A 21,171-nucleotide genomic window follows, 5' to 3' on the forward strand; every position below is an offset into this window, starting at 1 on the left:
TCGGTCTTGCTTGGAAGTGGGAGCCTCAGCGCGGCAGCATCAGGCGACGAGCGACAGGCGCTCGTCGATCTGGCGGGAGAGGATGGCCGAGAACTCGTCGGCGAAGCCCTCGAGCCGCGATTGCTGCTTCGAGACGGTGGCCTGCAGCTTGTTGTAGGCGAGCACGGCGGGAATCGCCGCGAACAACCCGATGGCAGTGGCGAACAGCGCTTCGGCGATGCCGGGCGCCACCACGGCGAGCGAGGTGTTCTTCGAGGCCGCGATGGAGGTGAACGCGGTCATGATGCCCCAGACCGTCCCGAACAGACCGATATAGGGACCGGCCGACCCGATGGAGGCGAGGAACAGAAGGCGGGACTCCAGGCGCTCAACCTCACGCTGGATGGTGACGTCGAGAACCTTGTCGATGCGCTGGGACAGGCTCTGGATCTGCCGGCCGGAGCCCTCGAACGAGCGCTTCCACTCGCGCATGGCCGCCACGAACAGGGCACCCTGCCCCACGGCCGGACGATCGTTGAACGAGCGGTAGAGCTCCTCGAGTGAGCGACCCGACCAGAACGCCTCCTCGAAGGCGTCCATCTCGGCCTTGGTGCGGCGGAACAGCAGCGTCTTGTCGACGATGATCGACCAGCACCAGACGGAGGCGCCGAGAAGGCCCACCATCACGACCTTGACCACGAAATGGGCCTGCAGGAACAGGCCCAACAGGGTCATGTCGGGGGCCGGTATGGCCTGCATGGCGTCGGCTGGGTTCATCGCAGCATCCTTGCAAAACCCCAGTGCGGGGCCGCCGCCGAACCGGTGGCCCGGCCGTCGCGCTTCAACCGGAACCGTGAGGTATTTCAACGCTCAATGGTCCGCGAATCTGTCGAAAGTAAGGGCCGTGACGTCCCGTGGTTGCGGTGCGGCAAACCCTTTCGGTTACCAGTTTAAGCACGCATCAAGGTTAAGGTTTGGTTGAGAAATTGGCATCCGATGGTCCGCCGAGGGCAGCGCGCAAAGCGTCCGGCAGGCGGATCGCCCGGCCGTCGCGCACGCAGGCCACCACCACCTCGGCCTTGACCAGCAGTTCGTCCCCGCGCCGGACCTCCTGGGCGAGATGCATGGAGGCGCCCTTCATCTGCGCGGTCCGGGTGCGAACCTCGAGGAGGTCGTCCATCCGGGCGGGCTTCGCGTAATCGATCACCATGCGGCGGACCACGAAGTGCAGGCCCGCGGCGTCCCGGTGCAGGTCGGACTGATCGCCCGCGAGCCCCCGCAGCAGCTCCGTGCGGCCCCGCTCCATGAAGCGCAGGTAGCTCGCGTGATAGACGAAGCCGGAGAAGTCGGTGTCCTCGTAGTAGACCCGCAGGGCCAGGCGATGGACGCCGGAGGGATCGATGTCGCTCAAGGGCGGGTCTCCTGTGGCAAGGCGCGGACGGTCCCTCACGCCTCCGGATCGTCGGAAAACAGGCCGATCTGCGAGCCCGGATCGCGGCGCGGCTCGGGAAAGCCCATGTGTCGGAAGGCGTGCGGGGTCAGCATGCGGCCACGCGGGGTGCGCTGCACGAAGCCTTTCTGGATGAGGTAGGGCTCGATGATGTCCTCGATGGCGTCGCGCGGCTCGGACAGGGCCGCCGCGATGGTCTCGATGCCCACGGGACCGCCATTGAAGGATTTGGCGATCATCGTGAGGTACTTGCGGTCCATCACGTCGAGGCCCGCCGGATCGACGTCGAGGAGTTGGAGCGCCCGGTCGGCGATGGCCCGCGTCACCGTCGGCGCATCGGCCACGATGGCGAAGTCCCGCACCCGGCGCAGCAGGCGCCCGGCGATGCGCGGCGTGCCGCGCGCGCGCTTGGCGATCTCGTTGGCCCCCTCCTCCGACATGCCGAGGCCCAGCACCCGCGCGCCGCGCCGGACGATGAGTTCGAGTTCGTCGACGTCGTAGAATTCGAGGCGGATCGGGATGCCGAAGCGGTCGCGCAGCGGCGTCGTCAGCAGGCCGGCGCGGGTGGTGGCTCCCACCAGGGTGAATTTCGGCAGCTCGATCTTCACCGAGCGGGCCGCCGGGCCTTCGCCGATGATGAGGTCGAGCTGGTAATCCTCCATGGCCGGGTAGAGGATCTCCTCCACGGCGGGGTTGAGGCGGTGGATCTCGTCGATGAAGAGCACGTCGCGCTCCTCGAGGTTGGTGAGCTGGGCGGCGAGATCCCCCGCCTTGGCGATGACCGGGCCGGAGGTGGAGCGGAAGTTCACCCCGAGTTCGCGGGCGACGATCTGGGCGAGGGTTGTCTTGCCGAGGCCCGGCGGGCCGACGAACAGCACGTGGTCGAGGGCCGACCCGGTCTTCCGGGCCGACTCGATGAAGATGCTCATGTTGGCGCGCGCCGCCCGCTGACCGATGAACTCGGCGAGGCTCAAGGGGCGGATCGACGATTCGAGGTCGTCCTCCCGGCGCTCCGGCGTGAGGAGAGAGTCGGGAAGCGGGTGCAGGGTCGGCGATTTCGGCGGCTTGCTCACACGGGCTCCCGGCGTGGCCCGATGGGGCCTGCGTTCAGTGGCCCGGCGGGGCCTTGCGTCCAGCATCTGTTCTCAAGGGCCGATGTCGCACACCGGCACGGATCGCGCTACATTGGTGGCGTCGGCGGGTGGCCGCCAGGGATGCGCACGATGGGCGACGCCTCCGCGAATTTCGAGATGATGGGTTTCGACGATTTCGAGGAATTGCTGGCCGACAAGCCGCGCAACGAGCGTTGGGAGCTGATCGGCGGCCGGGTCGTCCGGATGATGGTCGGCGCACGCTGGGAACACGGTCGGATCGTCCAGAACATCGCGAGCCACCTGCATCAGGGCTTCCGGGCGAAAGGATCGTCCTGCCAGACGTTCGCCGAGACCTTCTATATGAAGAGTCGCCCCCTCGACGCGGCGCTGCTGCCCGACATTCTCGTCGTGTGCGGCGGGATCGAAGCGGGCGCGACCTCAGTGGACAATCCCACGGTGCTGATCGAAGTGCTTTCTCCCGGCACGGAGGCGCGGGACCGCTTGGAGAAGTGGCGGATCTACCAGCAATTGCCCGCCTTGCAGCACTATGTCCTCGTGGCGCGCGACCGGCCACACCTCGAAGTTTACGATCGCGTCGACGGAGCCTGGAGCGGTTTTCGGGTGGTCGATGGAATGGACGCGGCCCTCGACCTCTTCGCGATCCAGGCCTCGCTCCCCTTGAGCGAAGTCTACTGGAGCGTGTTCGAATCTTGAAAAAGCCCGCGGCGCGCGAGGCGCCGCGGGGACGTCACGTCACTCGGCTTCCGGCGCGATGGGCTCGAGGCCGCCGATATGCTTCTGCGCGTAGAGCGGCAGGCCGATCTGGGAGATCAGCTCGAGCTGCGTCTCGAGGAAGTCGATATGGCCTTCCTCATCCTCGGCCAGATCCTCGAACAGGCGCTTCGACACGCGGTCGTTGATCGAATCGCAATATTTGGCGGCTTCGAGGTAGAGCGCCCGCGCCTCGGTCTCGGCGGCGAGATCGCACTCGATGATCTCCTGCACGTTCTGGCCGATCCGCAGCGGATCGAGTTCCTGCAGGTTCGGGAAGCCGTCGAGGAACAGGATGCGATCGACGAAGCGATCGGCGTGCTGCATCTCTTCGATCGATTCTTTGCGCCAGAACTTGGCGAGATCGATGTAGCCCCAGTCATTGAGCATGCGGAAATGGAGCCAGTACTGGCTCACCGCCGTCAGTTCGCTGCGCAGTCCCCGATTGAGGTACTCGACGACCTTCGCATCACCCTTCATCCGCCCAATCTCCCTTGAGGCACCATAGTCGGAAGGGAGCGTGGCATCCCGTATGGACGCTCAGGCGGCGATCCCCTCCTCCGCAGTCTGGACCTTGACCAAACTACAGCCCGTTGCGCAAGTCGCCGAGCACGCATGGGTTGCCTCTTCGAGGGCACCCTGCAGGGCGTTCTGCATGATCGAGCGGATGGTCCGGGCGCAGCGTCCACACTTCGGGCTGCATCCGAGACAGGCCTGAACCTGGGCCGGCGTGCGCGGACAATCCGGCCCGCGATGGAGACAGGCGCGGACCGCGTTGTCGGACAGGACGTTACAGGAGCAGACGATCATGCGGAATCGGAACTCGCGCTAGGCATCGTGCCGGTGGGGAGGATTCCGGGTCTCGCCACCCGGGCCTTCAAGGGAACGCTAGATTAGAATAATTGAAAACTGAAGTGATTTCAGCACCTTAGCGTCGCAGGCCGACTGTGACAAGGCTCGCCCGAAACGTCAAGCGGACAACTGGATCGCGTGCGAGCGATCCATCGTCGGAAGCTCAGCGCGCGAGCTCGCGAAGCCCGAGCCGGATCAGGGTCTTGGCCTCCGCCCCCTCCCCGGCCCCCGCGAGGACGGCCGCAATGGCGGCGGAGGCCTGCACGGGGGCGTAGCCGAGATTGACCAGGGCCGAGACGGCATCGGCGACGGGCTGGGGCGCGGATCGATCCGCGACGGCGCCGTTGAGGGCGATGACGGAGGGATCGATGGGCGCGTAGGCCGGCGCCTTGTCCTTGAGTTCGGCGACCAGCCGGGCGGCGAGGCGCGGACCGACGCCGGGGGCACGGGCCACCGCCGTCTTGTCGCCCATGGCGATGGCCGAGGCGAGGGCTTCCGGCTCCAGCACGGAGAGCAGCCCGAGGGCCACCTTGGAGCCGACCCCCTGCACGGTCTGGAGGAGGCGGAACCACTCCCGCTCCGGGTCGGACCGAAAGCCGTAGAGGCGGATCATGTCCTCGCGGACATGGGTGTCGATGGCGAGTTGCGCGGCCTCGCCCACGGCCGGCAGCCGCTGGAGCGTGCGGGCCGAGCAATGCACCACGTAGCCGACGCCCTGAACGTCGAGGATCACGAAATCCTCGCCGTAGGAATCCACCACACCCTTCAGCTTGCCGATCATGCGAAGTCTCTTATCAGAGGGAACGGAGCAGCGTCCGGGAGATGGCCGGGCGGCCGGGAGCGAGGAACGACATGACGCGTGGATCCGTGATTGCCTATGCCCGAACCAACCCGCGCGCCGCCCTGCGCAGTATCACCGTTCTCGCCGTGATGCTGTCTGGCGCCGCCCATGCCCAGGAGGTGGCTCCGCCTGCCCCCACCACCGACCCGACGCAGGTGCGATCCGGCGCCTACCGCCTCGATTCGGCGCACGGCAAGATCACGTGGTCGCTCAGCCACCTCGGCTTCTCGACCTATTACGGGCAGATCACCGACGTGGCGGCCGAGGCGACCCTGGATGCGAAGGCGCCCCAGGCGAGCCGCATCAGCGTCACCATCGGCACGCCGAGCATCACCGGCCTCAACGACAAGCTCGATGCCCATCTCAAGGGCCCGGATTTCTTCGACGCGCAGAAATTCCCAACGGCCACCTTCGCCAGCACTTCCATCGAGCCGACGAGCCCGACGACGGCGCGGGTCAACGGCACCCTCACGTTGAAGGGCGTCGCCAAGCCGATCTCGTTCGATGCCACCTTCAACCAAGCCGGCCTGCACCCCGTCGACAAGCTCTACACCGTGGGCTTCGACGGACGCGCCGTGATCAAGCGCTCGGATTTCGGAATCACCGCCTACCTGCCGATGGTGGGCGACGAGGTGACCCTGCGCCTGGAGGGCGAGTTCAAGGCGATCCCCTGACGCACCACGCAGGGCGATCCGGGCTCGAAGGGCTCAGCCCTTCGCGGGTCCAGGGCGGAGCCCTGGAGTCCGGGCTCACGCCTTGGCGAGGGCGGCGGCGATGCGGGCGGCGGCGAGCGTGCTCATCCCGGGCACGGGGGCGTGGCGCCGCGTGAGGGCGTGGGAGGCGCGGTGGTTCGCGTGGGTGACGGCGATGGCGAGGGCATCGGCGGCATCCGCCGTCTTGAACTCGGCCTTCGGCATAAGGAACTTCACCATCGCCTGGATCTGGACCTTGTCGGCATGGCCGGCGCCGCAGACCGTCTTCTTCACGAGGTTCGCCGCGTATTCGGACACGGGCAGCCCGGCGAGCGCCGGCACCAGCAAGGCGACGGCGCGGGCATGGCCGAGCTTCAGCGTCGCCTGGGCGTCCTTGTTGACGAAAGTCTCCTCCACGGCGACCTCATCGGGCGCGAAACCCTGGACCACCCGGGTGATGCCCTCGTGCAGTTCGCGCAGGCGCAGGGCCAGGGGCAGGTCCCCGTCCGAGGTCACCACGCCGCAATCGACGTAGGCGAGCTTCGTCCCCGTGACGGTGACGACGCCCCAACCGGTGCGGCGCAGTCCGGGGTCGATACCGAGGATTCGGACGGGAACGGTCATGCGCGGTGAGGCCCCGGGGCGCCGATCGCCCCCGTGTCGAGCGTTAGGCACATACCGTGAACGGAGGGTTTCGCCAAACCGTGCCCGTCAGAATGCGAACGGCGCGGCCCCGTGAAGGGCCGCGCCGCGCCGTAGGCCATCAGCCGGTTCGCCTCAGGCGGCGGCCGAGACTCCGGCGGCCGTCGGAACCGACGCGACGGTCTTCAGGATCTGCGAGGCGATCTGGTAGGGGTCCCCCTGGCTGTTGGGACGGCGGTCTTCCAGGTAGCCCTTGTAGTCGTTGTTGACGAAGCTGTGCGGCACGCGGATCGAGGCGCCGCGATCGGCCACGCCGTAGCTGAACTGGTCGATGGCCGCCGTCTCGTGCTTGCCCGTCAGGCGCATGTGGTTGTCGGGGCCGTAGACGGCGATATGGTCGTCGAGGTTCTCCTTAAAGGCTGCCATCAGCGCCTCGAAGTAGGCCTTGCCGCCCACCGTGCGCAGGTGCTCGGTGGAGAAGTTGGCATGCATGCCAGAGCCGTTCCAGTCGGTCGCGCCGAGCGGCTTGCAATGGTATTCGATGTCGATCTCGTACTTTTCGCACAGGCGCTGGAGGATGTAGCGGGCAACCCACATCTCGTCGGCGGCCTTCTTGGAGCCCTTTCCGAAGATCTGGAACTCCCACTGGCCCTTGGCCACCTCGGCGTTGATGCCCTCGTGGTTGATGCCGGCGTCGAGGCAGAGGTCGAGGTGCTCCTCGACGATCTTGCGGGCGATGGAACCGACTTCCTTGTAGCCGACGCCGCAATAATACGGGCCCTGCGGCGCAGGGTAGCCGGACGTGGGAAAGCCGAGGGGACGGCCGTCCTTGTAGAAGAAGTACTCCTGCTCGAAACCGAACCAGGCGCCGTCGTCATCCAGGATGGTGGCGCGCTTGTTCGACACGTGCGGGGTCACGCCGTCCGGCATCATCACTTCGCACATGACCAGCACGCCGTTCTTGCGGGTGGAGTCGGGGAAGTGACGCACGGGCTTGAGCATGCAGTCGGACGAACCGCCCTCGGCCTGCAGGGTCGAGCTGCCGTCGAAGCCCCACATGGGGAGTTGCTCGAGGGTCGGGAAGCTGTCGAAGTCCTTGATCTGCGTCTTGCCGCGCAGGTTGGGGACGGGCGTGTAGCCGTCCAACCAGATATACTCGAGCTTGTACTTCGTCATCGTGAAGTCTCTCTTTCGTTCGAGGAGCGGACCGGCGGCAAGAGCGGACCATCGGCGCCCCGGGGAACTGCGCCCTCGCAAACGCATTTGCTATGCCAACTCGGTTTTCTTGCTCACCGCGGCGAGCCCCCTCGGGTATGCTCGACGCCACCGCGCGCGATCGCACACCCTGTAGGCAATGTGCAATTTTTTTAATCAATCACTGCCTATGCCATGTTCTTAAGCAGAAATGTGAGAGCAACGGTCGGATCTCACGTCAGCAAAAGTAACGAATTTCCGAAGGCCAGCTTGCGCAAGACACTGTTGCTCGGTGTTTTTGCAATCATCGACCTGCGCATATTTCTGGCAAATGGCGGTTTTATTCGTGCCAGGCCGCGCAATCCGGCATCGAAGCGCCTATGTTGTGGGCGAGCGCCGAGAGGGTCCCGGCCCTGCTTCGAAGGAGACCGCGTTCGATGATGTCGTCCGTCACCCGCGAAACCGCCAAGATCTACGCTTTTCCCGTCGGAGGCCGTCTCGGCGCCGACCGCCGCGAGGCCGGTCGCCGTACGCACGAGACGAAGGCGACACCGGCCGGGCCGGTCGTCCCGGCCCTCTGCGGCTACCACGAGGCCGCCCTCATGGACGCAGACCGCTCGCGCAAATCCTGAGGACTCCGGCCAGATCCGATTAATCTCCTCGGGACGACGGATTCGGGCTTCGCTCGAGCACCGGGCGGACTTCTCGACCCGGCGGCCGCTTCGATCGAGCGGACGCCGGCTCAAACCCCGAAGATCGACCAGCCGAGGCGCCGGGTCAGGGCTTCGAGGGCGATGCGACCGAGATGGGAATTGCCCGAGGCGTCGAGACCGGGCGACCAGACGGCGATGGAGGCGCGCCCCGGCGCGACCGCGAGGATGCCGCCGCCGACCCCACTCTTGCCCGGCAGACCGACGCGATAGGCGAACTCGCCCGACCCGTCGTAGTGTCCGCAGGTGAGCATTACGGCGTTGATGCGTCGCGCTCGCTCGGCCGAGACCACGGAATGTCCCGTGGACGGCGTGCGGCCCGAATGGGCGAGGAAGCGCCCGGCCCTGGCGAGCTGCCGGCACGTCATCGCGATGGCGCAGTGGTGGAAGTAGACGCCGAGGGTGAAATCCACTGGATTGTCGAGGACGCCGAAGGATTTCATGTAGTTGGCGAGCGCCACGTTCCGGAATCCCGTGCGCAGCTCCGAGGCCGCCACCGCCTCGTCGATGGCGATGGTCGGATCCTCGGCCAGGAACTGCATGAAACGCAGAATTTCACCCAGGGCCTCGCGGGGTTGGTGCCCCGAGAGGATCACGTCGGTGACGGCGATGGCGCCGGCATTGATGAAGGGATTGCGCGGAATGCCGCGCTCGCGCTCCAGCTGGACGATGGAGTTGAACGGGCTTCCTGAGGGCTCGCGCCCGACCCGGCGCCACAGGCGGTCTCCGACCATGCCGAGCGCCAGAGTGAGGGTGAACACCTTCGAGATGCTCTGGATCGAGAAGGCCACGTCGGCATCGCCGCCGGCCGCGACGGTGCCGTCGGCATCGATGACCACGAGGCCGAAGGCATTCGCGTCGACCCGGGCGAGCTCGGGAATGTAGGTCGCGACCTCGCCCCGATCGGGCCGCGCCCGCATCTCCTCGGCGATCTCCCGCACCACGGCGTGCAGGTCGGGGCTGGGGCTGTGCGGCACGGGCGGTCTCACGGGGGCTGACGGATCGTTTCTCGCGGACGCAATGAAACTGCCAAGCCCCGCGAAACCGCCAAACGCCCCCTCAGCCGGCCAGCTTCTCCATCAGGGATTCCGACAGGGCGAAGTTTACGAAGACGTTCTGCACGTCGTCCTGATCCTCGATCACCTCGACGAGGCGCAGCAGCTTCTCGCCGGTCTCGTCATCGACCTCGATGGTGTTCTGCGCCTTCCAGATCAGCGCCGTGCGGCGGGGCTCACCGAAACGCGCCTCCAGGGCCTTGGACACCTCGCCGTAGGCCTCCTGGGCGCAGGTGACCTCGTGGCCATCGGCATCCGAGCGGACATCGTCGGCACCGGCCTCGATGGCGGCCTCGAGCATGGTGTCGGCATCCGCCACTTTGGCGTCGAATTCCACCACGCCGACATGGTCGAACATGAACGAGACCGCGCCGGTCTCGGCGAGGCTCCCGCCGGACTTGGTGAAGGCCGAGCGCACGTCGGAGGCCGTCCGGTTGCGGTTGTCCGTCTGCGCCTCGACGATGAGGGCGGCGCCGCCGGGACCATAGCCCTCGTAGCGGATCTCGTCGTAGCTCTCGCCATCGGCGCCCTGCGCCTTCTTAATGGCGCGCTCGATATTGTCCTTGGGCACGTTCTCGGCCCGGGCCGCGATGATGGCGGCGCGCAGGCGGGCGTTCATCGCCGGATCGGGCAGGCCGAGCTTGGCCGCGACGGTGATCTCGCGGGCGAGCTTGCCGAAGATCTTCGACCGGACCGCGTCGACGCGGCCCTTGCGGTGCATGATGTTTTTGAACTGGGAATGGCCGGCCATAGCTGACGGACTCTCGCGAAAAGGGCGGCGCCGGAGGAGATGCGCAGGACGCTGAAGGGGGTGCGTTTATAGGCCAGGGCCGCGCGACGTGGCAACGCGGACGCCCTGCGGGCGTTGACTGGGATGAACATTCGGAAACACGAGCGCCTCGACGTCCTGAGGTCCGGGCCGCGGACCGGTTCCGCAGCGCGATCCGTCGATTGGGGCCGACTCGGTCTCGCGGCCATCCTCGGTCTGGTGGCCGGCACGATCCTGTGTCCCACCCCGGCCAAGGGCCGGACGTCCACCGACCGCGACCGGGCGTAAAGGGCCGCGTCCCCGCCGTGTGTGCCCCAACGGGCTAGGTCGCCGACGCCCCCGCTCGGGCACCGGCAACCGGGCGGGAGCGTCGCCTGAATCTGGAGCGGTTGCCGGAACACGCGGAGCCTTTCGCGGCGCTCCAATGGCCGGCGGGCGGCGCAGCACGGCCACGCCCTTTTCTCGTTCAAGTCTTCGATCGATCAACGGCGTCGTATTCCCGCCGGAGCATAAATTTAAGCCCGCGATCGACCATCGTATCCATCCCAAAATTTACAAACAAACCTATATATTTGGTTATTACGATCTCGTAATTATAGATGTCTGCCAGGTAGACGCATAAATCCCTCATCGATCTGAATCGGCACATGGCCACAAACTCATAAGAAAAATTCCAAGGAAGCTTGAAAAGAACCGCCATCCTTCCAGATGGGATGCCAAATCCTCCTACGATCTCCGTCCGATTCCGTACAAAGTCTTGGTCCGCATTCACAAATTCGATGCGACCGCCTGATCCGACAACGCTCTTCTCGAAATCGAAGCGGCCGACACAAACGCGCAACACGCTTTTGCAGAATGCTTTACCAAACCGCACAGCACCACACCTTGCGGCCATAAAAGAGATGAATTGTTGCTAAACATCCCGCCCAACTCAACCTATGAGATCTCCCAACCGCAGCGAATATACCTGGATCTCCTCCGGGCCGTCGCGGCAACGATGGTCATGGTCGAGCACGGCCTCGAAATATTCCGGATCAAGACGGTCACATATCTCGGCATATCGGCCGTGACGATCTTCTTTCTCCTGTCGGGTTTCCTGATCACGGTGGCCGCCTGCCGCAGAATCTATCGTCCAGGCCCGCAATTCGCATCGTTTATGATCGACAGGACAGCTCGGATCTACACGCCCTATCTCCCAGCCATCGCCTTCGCGATCCTGGCCAACACGGTATTTTCCGTCGGAACGTGGGGGCAACCCGGCACGAATACGGGGCTCGGAGCCTTTCTCGCCAACCTCCTAATGCTGGAAGATTATCCGCTGCTCCAGATCGCCGCTCGGATCACTCAGAACGACGCCTTCCGCATTCATGCCTACAACACCGCCGAACCGTTCTGGACTGTATCGATCGAATACTGGATCTATCTTGCATTCTCGCTGACGTTCTTCGTTGGCATTCGCAAGGAGAAGATTCGAAGCCCCCTGATCCTCCTCTCGGTGATCGCCTTCGTTCCAGTCGTCCTCTACAGTTCGTTCGCGAATGCCGGCCAGTGCTTGAGCCTGGTTTGGGCGATCGGCTCGGTCTGCGGATACATCTTCGTCATCACGAGCAGCGCCCGGGACTACGGGATCAAGCGATACTACATCCTCACGGCCGTGGGAGCGGTCGGGTTCGCCGGGCGACTCCTGAAGACGGGCGAACTGAACTACGAGCTACAAACCATCGCCTTCATGGCCATGTGCCTGTTCGGGATCTTCATGATCCTGGGGGCGAGCCAACGGGAATGGGCCCAGCTCTCCAAACCCATCGCGTTCTTCGCCAGCTACAGCTACAGCCTTTACCTCGTGCACAATACGACGATCATCGTCATCTATACCCAGATCGTCAAAGCGCCCTCGCTCCCGGGGCTGATCTTGGCGTTCGTCGTGGCGCACGGGGTCGCCTACGCCTTCTACCGCTGCTTCGAGCGGCACCATTATCGCGTGGGCGCCTTCCTGTCGGCTCACATCAAGAGTCGGACCGTCACGTCATACGGCGTGCGGCTGAGCCAGGGCTGATCCTCACGGCCCGGCCGGGACCGCGTTGACGCGCCCCCGTCGGATCGTCCGCCGCCTCAAAGCCACACGGGATCGGTCATGGACGCGGACCACGTCGTCAAGGCGTTGCATCCGTGCGCCAGAAGCAGCATCACACGAATCAGATTCCCGGGCCGTTCGGATCGCCATCCCGCAGATGACGCGAACCGAAGAGTCGGCCGTTCGACGACGCCCGGAATCGTCCAGCACAAGAGAAAAACACGGATGAAGACGCGCGCAGCGGTGGCGTGGGAGGCCAAGAAGCCCCTCACCATCGAGACGATCGATATCGAAGGTCCCAAGGCCGGCGAGGTTCTCGTCGAACTCATGGCCACGGGCATCTGCCACACGGATGCCTACACCCTGTCGGGCCTCGATTCCGAGGGCAAGTTCCCGGCCATCCTCGGCCACGAAGGTGCCGGCATCGTCCGCGAAGTCGGCGCCGGGGTCACCGACCTGAAGCCCGGCGACCATGTGATCCCGCTCTACACCCCGGAATGCCGCGGCTGTAAGTCCTGCCTGTCACAGCGCACCAACCTCTGCACGGCGATCCGCGCCACCCAGGGCCAGGGCGTGATGCCGGACGGCACCAGCCGGTTCTCCTGCGTGTCCACGGGCGGCAGCCCGGGCGGCTCGAACACCGTGTTCCACTACATGGGCTGCTCGACCTTCTCGAACTTCACGGTCCTGCCGGCTATCGCCCTCGCGAAGATCCGCGAAGACGCTCCCTTCGATAAGATCTGCTACATCGGCTGCGGCGTGACCACCGGCATCGGCGCGGTGATCTACACGGCCAAGGTCTGGCCCGGCGCCAACGTGGTGGTGTTCGGCCTCGGCGGCATCGGCCTCAACGTGCTCCAGGCCGCCCGGATGGTGGGCGCCGACAAGATCATCGGCGTCGACATCAATCCGGACAAGCAGGAGATGGCCCGCAAGTTCGGCATGACGCACTTCATTAACCCGAAGGAGGTCGGCAACGATCACGTCGTGGCGGCGATCCTCGACGCGACGAATGGGGGCGCCGACTTCTCGTTCGACTGCACCGGCAACGTCAACGTCATGCGTCAGGCGCTCGAATGCTGCCACCGCGGCTGGGGCGAGTCGATCGTCATCGGCGTCGCCGAGGCCGGCAAGGAAATCGCGACCCGTCCGTTCCAGCTCGTCACCGGCCGCGTCTGGAAGGGCTCGGCCTTCGGTGGCGCGCGCGGTCGGACGGATGTGCCCAAGATCGTCGACTGGTACATGGAGGGCAAGATCAACATCGACGATCTGATCACCCACACCATGCCGCTCGAGGAGATCAACCACGGCTTCGATCTCATGCACGAGGGCAAGTCGATCCGGTCGGTGGTGATCTACTGATCCGATCAGGACAGATGATGTCCGATCCCTCCCCCCTCTGCGGGGGAGGGAGGGGTGCGGACCGACCATTCTTTCAGTGGCCCGACATCGCACCCGTTCCCAACTCCGGAACGGGGCTTTGAGCCCTAGCAGGAAAGTACAGCATGGAAACCATCTCGAAGGCCCGCGCCCACGGCGGCACGCAGGGCGTCTACAAGCACGACGCCCAGACCACGGGCTGTCCGATGACCTTCGCGGTGTTCGTGCCGCCCCAGGCCGAGAACGGCCCGGTGCCGGTGCTGTGGTACCTGTCGGGCCTCACCTGCACCCACGCAAACGTCATGGACAAGGGCGAGTACCGCGCGGCGGCCGCCCGGCACGGCGTGATCATCGTGGCGCCTGACACCAGCCCGCGCGGCCCCGGCATCCCCGACGAGGAGGGCAACTGGCAGTTCGGCTCCGGCGCCGGGTTCTACGTGGACGCGACCCAGGCGCCCTACGCGACGAACTACCGGATGTGGAGCTACATCACCGAGGAACTGCCCGCCCTCATCGCCAAGGAGTTCCCCGCCGACATGAGCCGGCAGGGCATCTTCGGCCATTCCATGGGCGGCCACGGGGCGCTGACCATCGCGCTGACCTATCCCGACCGCTTCAAGTCCTGCTCGGCCTTCGCCCCCATCGCCCAGCCCTCCACGGCCGGATGGTCGAAGCCGGCTTTCGAGAAGTATCTCGGAACCGACGAAGCCGCGTGGCGCGCCCACGACGCCACCCTGCTCATCGCCGACGGCCACCGCTTTTCGGAGTTCCTCGTCGATCAGGGCACCGCCGACAGCTTCCTTCAGGACGGCCTGCGCCCCTGGCTGCTGGAAGAGGCCTGCAAGACGGCCGGCATCCCCCTGACCCTCAACATGCGCGAGGGCTACGACCACTCGTACTTCTTCATCTCGACCTTCATGGACAGCCACATCGCCTGGGCCGCCGAGCGTCTGAAGTAAGTTCCTCTCACCCTGTGTCCGGGCGCAGGGTGAAGCACTCCGAACAGCCAGGACCTCGGCGAGCGCGTCTCGTCGGGGTCCGCCCGCGTCGGACAGCGAGCATGCTACAAGGCTTCCGTCGGCCGCCGGTGGTCGACGTTCCGGGAGGTCAGCGGATGAAGGTCGTCGCGGATTTGTGCATCGTCCCCATGGGCGTCGGCTCATCGGTCTCGCCCTACGTGCGGGCGATCAAGGCGATCATCGATGCCAGCCCCCTCCAGGCCGAGATGCATGCCAACGGCACGAACATCGAGGGCGAGCTGAGCGAGATCTGCGCCCTCGCCGAACGCTGCGAGGCGCGCCTTGCCGAACTCGGCGTGGAGCGGGTGTTCTTCACGATGACGTTCTCGTCCCGCCGCGACAAGGCGCAGACCATGGCCGACAAACTGGCGGCGGTCTCCTAACGGCGGATCCGAACACCCAGCCTCGCTCCCGGACGGCGGGGCGCTATATAATGACCTCGGGTCGCGAAACGCGTGGGTCGGATACGACGCGGGGGCACCGGTCGCAAGGAGACGGCATGAGCTTGTTCCAGGATCTCGTCGGTCGCTTCACCCGGGGCGTCGGGGCCTATGTCGGCGACCGGGCTCTCATGCAGGCGGCGGTCTCGGCTGCTGCCAACGTCATCCTCGCCGACAGCGAGATTGACGAGGAAGAAATCGAGACTGCGCTCGCCGGCATGCGCGCCAACCCCATCCTCGAGAAGGGCTACGACACCCTCAAGCTCGAAGCCGAATTGTTCGAGGGCCTGGACCGTGCCCGCACGCGCGCCGGGCGTGCCGAGAACCTGCGGCACGTCGCGGCCATCGCCGGGCGTGAGGCGGCCCAGCGCGAGGCCGTGTTCCTCATCGCCGCCGATGTCGCCGATCAGGCCGGGATCAGCGCCGTCGAGCACGCCGCCTTGGCCGAGATCGCCACCGCCCTGAGCGTCGACAAGGACCACCTTCTCGCCGGCGCCATCCAAACCGAATAATGAATACCATAGTGTGTCTTGTCCGGCGGCACAGTGTTGGCATGATCTCGGCACGCCGCCGGCCGGGACACAGCCTTCAAATGCCTCAGCCCGGCAATGCGGACGCAAGTGATAGGTGCACCGCAACATAGGCGAAACGCACCGCAACAGCTCCAGCGGCACTCTTGCGAAGTGGAGGGCCGGCCTTTACGCTCGTTCTAGCCAACAAGACTTCCACGCCACCGAAATCGGCAGGATAAATCCTGCCGACGGATATCGAGAGTGGAGGATGCCGGAGGGAGCGGGCGATGAAGAAAAATAAGGTCATCTCGGCGGAAGAGGCCATCGCCCTTATCCGGCAGAACGACGTAGTGACCACCACGGGCTTCGTTCAGAGCTGCATTCCGGAAGCGCTGCACGCCGCCCTGGAGAAGCGTTTCGTCGAGACCGGCGCCCCCCGCGACCTCACCCTGATCATGACCGCCGGAGCCGGCGACAGCAAAGGCCTCGGCACCGGGCGGCTGCACCACGAGGGCCTGCTGAAGCGCGTCATCGCGGCCAATTTCGGCCGGATGCCGAAGGTCGCCAAGGCGGCACAGGACAACAAGATCACCGGCTACAACCTGCCGCAAGGCGTGATCTCGCAGCTCTATCGCGCGTGCGCCGCCGGCCAGCCCGGCCTGTTTTCCAAGGTCGGCCTGCACACCTACGTCGATCCGCGCCACGGCGGCGGGCGCGTCAACACCGTGACACAGGACGAGATCGTCAAGGTGGTGGAGGTCGATGGCGAGGAATGGCTGTTCTACACGGCCACGAAGATCGACGTCGCCTTCATCCGCGGCACCTCCGCCGATCCCGCCGGCAACATCTCCTTCGAGAAGGAGGCGCTCACCCTCGATTGCCTCGCTCAGGCCATGGCAGCCCGCAACAACGGCGGCATCGTCATCGCCCAGGTGGAGCGCATCGTCGACGACGGGTTCCTGCTGCCCAAGGATGTGCGGGTGCCCGGCATCCTCGTCGACTGCGTGGTGCTGGCCGAGCCCGAGATGCACCGCATGAATTACGGCGTACAGCACGATGCGGCACTGGCCGGCCAGATCCGCGTGCCGGTGGCCGGCATGAAGAAGATGCCCCTCGACGCCCGCAAGATCATCGCCCGGCGCGCGGCCTTCGAACTGCCCCCCAACGGTGTGGTCAATCTCGGCGTCGGGGCGCCGGAAGGCATCTCGGCCGTGGCCAACGAGGAGAAGGTGACGCCCTACATCACCCTCACGACGGAGGCCGGCGCGGTCGGCGGTGTGCTGGCGTCCGGGTCGAGCTTCGGCGCGGCCACCAATGCCGACTGCGTCATCGACCAGAACCAGATGTTCGACTTCTACGATGGCGGCGGCCTCGACATGACCTGCCTCGGCCTCGCGGAATGCGACCAGCACGGCAACGTCAACACGAGCATGTTCGGCGGCCGCCTCAACGGCTGCGGCGGGTTCATCAACATCTCGCAGAACGCCCGCTGCGTGGTGTTCGCCGGCACCTTCACGGTGGGCGGCCTGGAGACCGCGATCGAGGACGGCAAGCTCCGCATCGTCACGGAGGGACGCTCGCAGAAATTTCTGCCCCAGGTCGAGCAGATCACCTTTAGCGGGTCCTATGCGCAGATGCGCTCGCAGCCGGTGATCTATGTTACCGAGCGCTGCGTGTTCCAGCTCACCGACGAGGGGCTGGAGCTCATCGAGGTGGCGCCCGGCATCGACATCGAGCGGGACATCCTGCCCCATATGGGCTTCCGGCCGATCATCAAGCAGCCGGCGCTCATGGATGCGCGCCTGTTCAGAGACGAGCCGATGGAGCTCCTCGCCGATCTGCTGAACCTCAACCTGTCCGAGCGCGTCAGCTACGATTCCGAGCGCAACATCCTGTTCGTCAATCTCGAGGGCTGGCACGCCCGCGTGAAGAGCGACATCGACGATCTGCGCAAGGTTCTGGTCGGGGCCTGCAAGAAGGCCGGCCAGCGGGTCAATTCCGTGGTCAACCACGACGGGTTCCGCATCAACGAGAACCTCTACGACGATTACGCGAGCATGATCCAGTATCTCGCGGCGAACTACTACGCGACCACCACCCGCTACGCGACCAGCGCCTTCCTGCGTCTGAAGATGGAAGAGGCGCTGAACCGCCGCGGCCTCGCCCCCCACGTCTTCGAGCGCAAGGAAGACGCCCACGCCTTCGTGGACGGCCTCGACAAGAAGATCCGTCGCGCTTCGACGGCCATCGCCTCGGCGGCGTGAACGCCTCCCCTTCTCCCCTCCGGGGGAGAAGGGGTTTCTTTGAATATCGCGCCGCTTCCCTTCCACGACGTCGTCCCGGGCCGGTCGCCACGCGCCCCCCTCCCCCGTAGAAGGGGGATCGGTGTCTCTTGCAGGCCCCTCGCCGCCCCGGTTCGCTCAGAGCGAGAACCGGCGGTGCCGGGAGTTGCGAGAGACTCTCGCGCGCGCTCCAACAAAGCAAAGCTCCAGGCCAACATGATCGTCCGCTCGCGTCCGGGTCTGCTCACGATCCTGTTCACCCTGCGCGGCTCGATCCTCCCGCAGGTCGCACCGAAGGTTCTGGGCATCACCGCCGTGGCCTTCGCCGTGGTGGCGGCCGAGATGCGCTGGCCCGAGGCGTTTCCCATCACGGCCGGCGTCGGACCGTTCACCCTGATCGGCCTGGCCCTGTCGATCTTCCTGAGCTTCCGCAACGGCGCCTGTTACGACCGGTGGTGGGAGGCGCGTCGGGCCTGGGGCTCGCTCATCGTCGAGACGCGGGGCATCGCCCGCCTGCTACCGGCCCTGCTGCCGGAGCCGGAGCATGCGGACCTGCGTCGGCGCGCCCTGCGCCGGATCTCGGGGTTCGCCCATGCCCTGCACGCACAGATGCGGGGCGGAAACGAGGTCGCGGCGGCCCTCCCCTGGCTCCCTGACGATGAGGCGGAGGCCGTCGCCCGAGGGCCGAGCCCGGCCAACGCGATCCTGGCACGCCTCTCCGCCGACCTCGCCGACGCATATCGAACGGGCGCGCTGACGGACGTGCTGTTCGGGTTGATTGAGCAGCACGTCGCGGCCCTGTCGCAGGCGCAGGTGGTGTGCGAGCGCATTCTCACCACGCCGCTGCCCTTCGCCTACACCCTGCTCCTCTACCGGACAGCGTGGGTCTACTGCCTGATGCTGCCCTTCGGCCTCGCCGCGTCCCTCGGCTGGGCGACGCCGCTGGCCGTCGCGCTGGTCGCCTACACGTTCTTCGGCCTCGATGCCCTCGGCGACGAACTCGAGGATCCCTTCGGCACGGAGCCGAACGACCTCCCCCTGGACGCCCTCCTCCACACCCTCGACGGCATCGTACTCAACGCCCTCGGCGAACCGACGCCCCCCTCTCGTCGGCCAGACCGTTATCTGTTGACGTAGGGGCCGTGCCATCAAGGAGCGCGGGCTGTCCGGGACCTCCCTGGAGAGTCCGCGCCGGAGCCCTACGTCTCAGCGATGACTCAGATCCCCGACGACAACCTCGACCATTACGCGCTGGGCTTTCATGCGCCGCAAAAGGGCCTGCGCCGCCAGGATTGCCCGTATGCGGAGGGCACGGAGCCGCACGACCAATGGATCGCCGGGTACGACGCGGCGGTGAAGGAACGCGAAGACGGCCAGGAGAGCTGAGGCGCCCGCCCAGAGCCACGGGTCGCCGCGAACACGTCCCACGATGCCCAGTGCCGAAACGGGCTCGCTCCTGCGCCTCGGCCGGCCCACGGCCGGGAGTTTTCGGTCTGACGTGAGGTTGCAACGCCTCCGCCATCCCGTGCCGGAACGTCGAGTCGCGCTTCGGCGTTGGCAGCTTGCACAGTCTCAGCTTGAGGGAACCCGAAAGCGTCGTGCGGCACTCTCAACCCTGCCGGGCCTGTTTCTGAATTCTGTCGACCGTGCGGACCCATCGAATGCCACCGCCCCCGAAACGCTCAAGAACCCGCTTGTCCTCCGGCGCGTGTCTGGCACTCGTCGTCGCTTTGCCCATCGGCCTCTCGCTTCCGGTGAAAGCCCAGAGCCCGGCCAAGGACTTCCTGTTCCAGGAACAGCGGTTCAGCAGAGCGTGTCGCCCACCGCTCAAGTATGCCGCCGGCGCGTGCGTCCGCCGCTGTCCCGCAGGCTACGAGGATATGGGCAGAACCTGTCGTCAGAGGGGGATGAGGGGCGGCGGAGGCTGGTGACGCCGCGACGGGCCCGAGCCTCTCGCGCGCGTCGAACGGTGCTGTGAAGCGTGCGGCTGCGAGCTGAACGGCGTGGTGGGCCCCGCCTCGCCCAAGGCTGTTCCCGTGCTGCCGACACCCGAGGAATGGAGCTCTCGGCTCGCGGCGCCCATCACGATCGCTCTGGAGCTTCAGCGCCCGCGGCCAGAGGTGCCGTTGCGGATCGTGGCGCAGGCGCCCGGACGGAGCAGCATGATCCAGTCCGAGCACTACCAAGTGCCACGCCCCGCCGGCTTGCCTATATTGAGTACGGATCCAGACGGCCGCGACCGGCGCGCCGTCGAGAAGCGTTGCGAGAGAACCATGCGTGCCGTCACCTATACCGAGGCTTCCCGGATCGATGCGCCGGGCGCGCTTCAGGACACGACCTTCGCCGATCCCGTGCCGGCCGGACGCGACCTGCTCGTGCGGATCGAGGCCGTCTCGGTGAACCCGATCGATACCAAGGTGCGCCAGGGCGTCTACCAACAGGCCTGCGAGCCGAAGATCCTGGGTTGGGACGCGGCCGGGACCGTGGTTTCCGTCGGATCGGATGCGCGTCTGTTCAAGCCCGGTGATGCGGTGTTCTATGCCGGCGCCCTCGACCGTCCGGGCAGCAATGCGGCGCTGCACTGCGTCGATGAGCGCCTCGTCGGCCGGAAACCCGAGACCCTCGATTTTGCGGCCGCGGCGGCCCTGCCCCTGACCGCGCTCACCGCCTGGGAGATGCTGTTCGACCGGCTCGACGTGACGAGGCCGGTGCCCGGCGCCGCGCCCGCCCTCGTGATCGTCGGCGGCGCCGGCGGCGTCGGCTCGATCGCGATCCAGCTCGCCCGGCAGCTCACCGATCTGACGGTGATCGCCACCGCGTCGCGCCCCGAGACGGCGCAATGGTGCCGGGACCTCGGCGCCCACCACGTGATCGACCACGCAAAACCGCTTGCCGCCGAGGTCGCAGGCCTCGGTCTTCCCGGCGCGCCGGGCTTCGTGTTCGCGACCACTCAGACCGGCGCGCATCTCCCGCAGATCATCGAACTCCTCGCACCCCAGGGGCGCCTCGGACCGATCGACGACCCGGAAACGCTCGACGTGATGCCCCTCAAGCCCAAGAGCCTGTCGCTGCACTGGGAGCTGATGTTCACCCGCTCGCTGTTCCACACCGCCGACATGGAGCGCCAGCACGCGATCCTGACCGAGATCGCCGGCTTGGTCGATGCGGGCAGGCTGCGCAGCACGCAGAGCGAGGCGTTCGGCTCCATCAATGCCACCAATCTGGCGCGGGCCCACGCGCTCATCGAGAGCGGCCGTGCCAAGGGCAAGGTTGTGCTCCAGGGCTTCGACGCCTGAGGCCGGCGGTCGTAAGCCGCCTGCTTCATCGGTCTCAAGTCGACCGGCTCGAGACCGAGATGGACGTCCCTCCCCGCCAGCCCCGGACCACCGCAAGCGGCGGGCTTGAGCCTCATAAC

Annotated in this window: 24 protein-coding genes; 14 read left to right on the top strand and 10 right to left on the bottom strand. The window is 66.2% G+C overall.

Annotated features, from left to right (window positions below):
* Nucleotides 1-39: 39 nt before the first annotated feature.
* The 3 genes from tolQ to ruvB all read right to left on the bottom strand — a co-directional run bounded on the left by tolQ (nt 40) and on the right by ruvB (nt 2,502).
* The gene (tolQ, locus tag MFF01_RS08890) at nt 40-756 is read right to left on the bottom strand and encodes a protein TolQ (RefSeq protein ID WP_238224027.1); all 717 of its coding nucleotides are present in this window, start codon (nt 754-756) and stop codon (nt 40-42) included.
* A gap of 190 nt (nt 757-946) precedes the next feature.
* Nucleotides 947-1,390 carry a tol-pal system-associated acyl-CoA thioesterase gene (ybgC, locus tag MFF01_RS08895; protein ID WP_238224031.1) on the bottom strand — a complete coding sequence of 148 codons (444 nt, stop codon included), beginning with the start codon at nt 1,388-1,390 and terminating at the stop codon, nt 947-949.
* A 35-nt stretch (nt 1,391-1,425) separates the two neighbouring features.
* Nucleotides 1,426-2,502, bottom strand: coding sequence for a Holliday junction branch migration DNA helicase RuvB (gene ruvB, locus MFF01_RS08900; RefSeq protein WP_238224034.1), 1,077 nt, complete (start codon nt 2,500-2,502; stop codon nt 1,426-1,428).
* A gap of 150 nt (nt 2,503-2,652) precedes the next feature.
* Between ruvB and MFF01_RS08905 the strand changes: the two genes are divergently transcribed.
* Nucleotides 2,653-3,237, top strand: coding sequence for a Uma2 family endonuclease (locus MFF01_RS08905; protein ID WP_238224035.1), 585 nt, complete (start codon nt 2,653-2,655; stop codon nt 3,235-3,237).
* Between the two features lie 39 nt (nt 3,238-3,276).
* Here MFF01_RS08905 and bfr read toward each other — a convergent pair whose 3' ends face one another.
* The 3 genes from bfr to ruvA form a co-directional block, all read right to left on the bottom strand.
* Entirely contained in the window at nt 3,277-3,774 is a 498-nt protein-coding gene (bfr, locus tag MFF01_RS08910; protein WP_238224038.1) for a bacterioferritin, read from the bottom strand.
* A 60-nt stretch (nt 3,775-3,834) separates the two neighbouring features.
* Nucleotides 3,835-4,104: a (2Fe-2S)-binding protein gene (locus MFF01_RS08915; protein WP_238224048.1), complete on the bottom strand. Its 270-nt coding sequence runs from the start codon at nt 4,102-4,104 to the stop codon at nt 3,835-3,837.
* Nucleotides 4,105-4,309: 205 nt separating this feature from the next.
* On the bottom strand, nt 4,310-4,927 hold the full coding sequence (gene ruvA / locus MFF01_RS08920; protein WP_238224051.1) for a Holliday junction branch migration protein RuvA: 618 nt from the start codon (nt 4,925-4,927) through the stop codon (nt 4,310-4,312).
* Nucleotides 4,928-4,998: 71 nt separating this feature from the next.
* Here ruvA and MFF01_RS08925 point away from each other — a divergent pair, with 71 nt between their 5' ends.
* Nucleotides 4,999-5,661: a YceI family protein gene (locus MFF01_RS08925; protein WP_373319698.1), complete on the top strand. Its 663-nt coding sequence runs from the start codon at nt 4,999-5,001 to the stop codon at nt 5,659-5,661.
* A 75-nt stretch (nt 5,662-5,736) separates the two neighbouring features.
* Here MFF01_RS08925 and ruvC read toward each other — a convergent pair whose 3' ends face one another.
* A complete protein-coding gene (gene ruvC / locus MFF01_RS08930) occupies nt 5,737-6,303 on the bottom strand; it encodes a crossover junction endodeoxyribonuclease RuvC (RefSeq protein WP_238224053.1) in 567 nt (188 codons plus the stop codon).
* Between the two features lie 153 nt (nt 6,304-6,456).
* Nucleotides 6,457-7,497, bottom strand: a complete 1,041-nt coding sequence (locus tag MFF01_RS08935; protein ID WP_238224054.1) for a glutamine synthetase beta-grasp domain-containing protein — start codon at nt 7,495-7,497, stop codon at nt 6,457-6,459.
* 455 nt (nt 7,498-7,952) lie between these two features.
* On the opposite strand from MFF01_RS08935, the gene MFF01_RS08940 reads away from it, so the two are divergent.
* The gene (locus MFF01_RS08940; protein ID WP_238224058.1) at nt 7,953-8,147 is read left to right on the top strand and encodes a DUF2735 domain-containing protein; all 195 of its coding nucleotides are present in this window, start codon (nt 7,953-7,955) and stop codon (nt 8,145-8,147) included.
* 110 nt (nt 8,148-8,257) lie between these two features.
* Here MFF01_RS08940 and MFF01_RS08945 read toward each other — a convergent pair whose 3' ends face one another.
* Together MFF01_RS08945 and MFF01_RS08950 are read right to left on the bottom strand one after the other, a co-directional pair.
* Nucleotides 8,258-9,202, bottom strand: coding sequence for a glutaminase (locus MFF01_RS08945; protein WP_283207172.1), 945 nt, complete (start codon nt 9,200-9,202; stop codon nt 8,258-8,260).
* An 82-nt stretch (nt 9,203-9,284) separates the two neighbouring features.
* Nucleotides 9,285-10,031 carry a YebC/PmpR family DNA-binding transcriptional regulator gene (locus MFF01_RS08950; protein WP_238224060.1) on the bottom strand — a complete coding sequence of 249 codons (747 nt, stop codon included), beginning with the start codon at nt 10,029-10,031 and terminating at the stop codon, nt 9,285-9,287.
* Nucleotides 10,032-10,154: 123 nt separating this feature from the next.
* On the opposite strand from MFF01_RS08950, the gene MFF01_RS08955 reads away from it, so the two are divergent.
* The 11 genes from MFF01_RS08955 to MFF01_RS09005 all read left to right on the top strand — a co-directional run bounded on the left by MFF01_RS08955 (nt 10,155) and on the right by MFF01_RS09005 (nt 21,052).
* Nucleotides 10,155-10,337 (top strand): hypothetical protein, encoded by a 183-nt coding sequence (locus MFF01_RS08955; RefSeq protein WP_238224062.1) that lies wholly within the window; start codon nt 10,155-10,157, stop codon nt 10,335-10,337.
* A gap of 622 nt (nt 10,338-10,959) precedes the next feature.
* Entirely contained in the window at nt 10,960-12,105 is a 1,146-nt protein-coding gene (locus MFF01_RS08960; RefSeq protein ID WP_283207173.1) for an acyltransferase family protein, read from the top strand.
* 243 nt (nt 12,106-12,348) lie between these two features.
* Nucleotides 12,349-13,485, top strand: a complete 1,137-nt coding sequence (locus tag MFF01_RS08965) for an S-(hydroxymethyl)glutathione dehydrogenase/class III alcohol dehydrogenase (protein WP_238224065.1) — start codon at nt 12,349-12,351, stop codon at nt 13,483-13,485.
* A gap of 143 nt (nt 13,486-13,628) precedes the next feature.
* Nucleotides 13,629-14,462, top strand: coding sequence for an S-formylglutathione hydrolase (gene fghA, locus MFF01_RS08970; protein WP_238224066.1), 834 nt, complete (start codon nt 13,629-13,631; stop codon nt 14,460-14,462).
* A gap of 155 nt (nt 14,463-14,617) precedes the next feature.
* A complete protein-coding gene (locus MFF01_RS08975; protein ID WP_238224340.1) occupies nt 14,618-14,905 on the top strand; it encodes an MTH1187 family thiamine-binding protein in 288 nt (95 codons plus the stop codon).
* A 116-nt stretch (nt 14,906-15,021) separates the two neighbouring features.
* On the top strand, nt 15,022-15,474 hold the full coding sequence (locus MFF01_RS08980; RefSeq protein ID WP_238224069.1) for a tellurite resistance TerB family protein: 453 nt from the start codon (nt 15,022-15,024) through the stop codon (nt 15,472-15,474).
* A gap of 287 nt (nt 15,475-15,761) precedes the next feature.
* On the top strand, nt 15,762-17,738 hold the full coding sequence (locus MFF01_RS08985; RefSeq protein ID WP_238224070.1) for an acyl CoA:acetate/3-ketoacid CoA transferase: 1,977 nt from the start codon (nt 15,762-15,764) through the stop codon (nt 17,736-17,738).
* Nucleotides 17,739-17,972: 234 nt separating this feature from the next.
* The gene (locus tag MFF01_RS08990; RefSeq protein ID WP_238224072.1) at nt 17,973-18,893 is read left to right on the top strand and encodes a bestrophin family protein; all 921 of its coding nucleotides are present in this window, start codon (nt 17,973-17,975) and stop codon (nt 18,891-18,893) included.
* 75 nt (nt 18,894-18,968) lie between these two features.
* Nucleotides 18,969-19,142 (top strand): ribosome modulation factor, encoded by a 174-nt coding sequence (locus MFF01_RS08995; protein ID WP_238224073.1) that lies wholly within the window; start codon nt 18,969-18,971, stop codon nt 19,140-19,142.
* 275 nt (nt 19,143-19,417) lie between these two features.
* Complete coding sequence (locus MFF01_RS09000; protein WP_238224074.1) at nt 19,418-19,687, top strand: hypothetical protein; 270 nt, start codon at nt 19,418-19,420, stop codon at nt 19,685-19,687.
* A 342-nt stretch (nt 19,688-20,029) separates the two neighbouring features.
* Complete coding sequence (locus MFF01_RS09005) at nt 20,030-21,052, top strand: zinc-binding alcohol dehydrogenase family protein (protein WP_238224075.1); 1,023 nt, start codon at nt 20,030-20,032, stop codon at nt 21,050-21,052.
* Nucleotides 21,053-21,171 lie beyond the last annotated feature (119 nt).

It is taken from the genome of Methylobacterium adhaesivum, assembly GCF_022179065.1.
Taxonomy (GTDB): domain Bacteria; phylum Pseudomonadota; class Alphaproteobacteria; order Rhizobiales; family Beijerinckiaceae; genus Methylobacterium; species Methylobacterium adhaesivum.

Coding starts and splice junctions, on each gene's coding strand:
- ruvC (WP_238224053.1), bottom strand. CDS start 6,303: ATGACCGTTCCCGTCCGAATCCTCGGTATCGACCCCGGACTGCGCCGC.
- MFF01_RS08995 (WP_238224073.1), top strand. CDS start 18,969: ATGACTCAGATCCCCGACGACAACCTCGACCATTACGCGCTGGGCTTT.
- MFF01_RS08980 (WP_238224069.1), top strand. CDS start 15,022: ATGAGCTTGTTCCAGGATCTCGTCGGTCGCTTCACCCGGGGCGTCGGG.
- tolQ (WP_238224027.1), bottom strand. CDS start 756: ATGAACCCAGCCGACGCCATGCAGGCCATACCGGCCCCCGACATGACC.
- MFF01_RS08940 (WP_238224058.1), top strand. CDS start 7,953: ATGATGTCGTCCGTCACCCGCGAAACCGCCAAGATCTACGCTTTTCCC.
- MFF01_RS08955 (WP_238224062.1), top strand. CDS start 10,155: ATGAACATTCGGAAACACGAGCGCCTCGACGTCCTGAGGTCCGGGCCG.
- MFF01_RS08935 (WP_238224054.1), bottom strand. CDS start 7,497: ATGACGAAGTACAAGCTCGAGTATATCTGGTTGGACGGCTACACGCCC.
- MFF01_RS08975 (WP_238224340.1), top strand. CDS start 14,618: ATGAAGGTCGTCGCGGATTTGTGCATCGTCCCCATGGGCGTCGGCTCA.
- bfr (WP_238224038.1), bottom strand. CDS start 3,774: ATGAAGGGTGATGCGAAGGTCGTCGAGTACCTCAATCGGGGACTGCGC.
- ruvA (WP_238224051.1), bottom strand. CDS start 4,927: ATGATCGGCAAGCTGAAGGGTGTGGTGGATTCCTACGGCGAGGATTTC.
- MFF01_RS08990 (WP_238224072.1), top strand. CDS start 17,973: ATGATCGTCCGCTCGCGTCCGGGTCTGCTCACGATCCTGTTCACCCTG.
- MFF01_RS08915 (WP_238224048.1), bottom strand. CDS start 4,104: ATGATCGTCTGCTCCTGTAACGTCCTGTCCGACAACGCGGTCCGCGCC.
- MFF01_RS08985 (WP_238224070.1), top strand. CDS start 15,762: ATGAAGAAAAATAAGGTCATCTCGGCGGAAGAGGCCATCGCCCTTATC.
- MFF01_RS08965 (WP_238224065.1), top strand. CDS start 12,349: ATGAAGACGCGCGCAGCGGTGGCGTGGGAGGCCAAGAAGCCCCTCACC.
- fghA (WP_238224066.1), top strand. CDS start 13,629: ATGGAAACCATCTCGAAGGCCCGCGCCCACGGCGGCACGCAGGGCGTC.
- MFF01_RS08950 (WP_238224060.1), bottom strand. CDS start 10,031: ATGGCCGGCCATTCCCAGTTCAAAAACATCATGCACCGCAAGGGCCGC.
- MFF01_RS08925 (WP_373319698.1), top strand. CDS start 4,999: ATGACGCGTGGATCCGTGATTGCCTATGCCCGAACCAACCCGCGCGCC.
- MFF01_RS09005 (WP_238224075.1), top strand. CDS start 20,030: ATGCGTGCCGTCACCTATACCGAGGCTTCCCGGATCGATGCGCCGGGC.
- MFF01_RS08905 (WP_238224035.1), top strand. CDS start 2,653: ATGGGCGACGCCTCCGCGAATTTCGAGATGATGGGTTTCGACGATTTC.
- MFF01_RS09000 (WP_238224074.1), top strand. CDS start 19,418: ATGCCACCGCCCCCGAAACGCTCAAGAACCCGCTTGTCCTCCGGCGCG.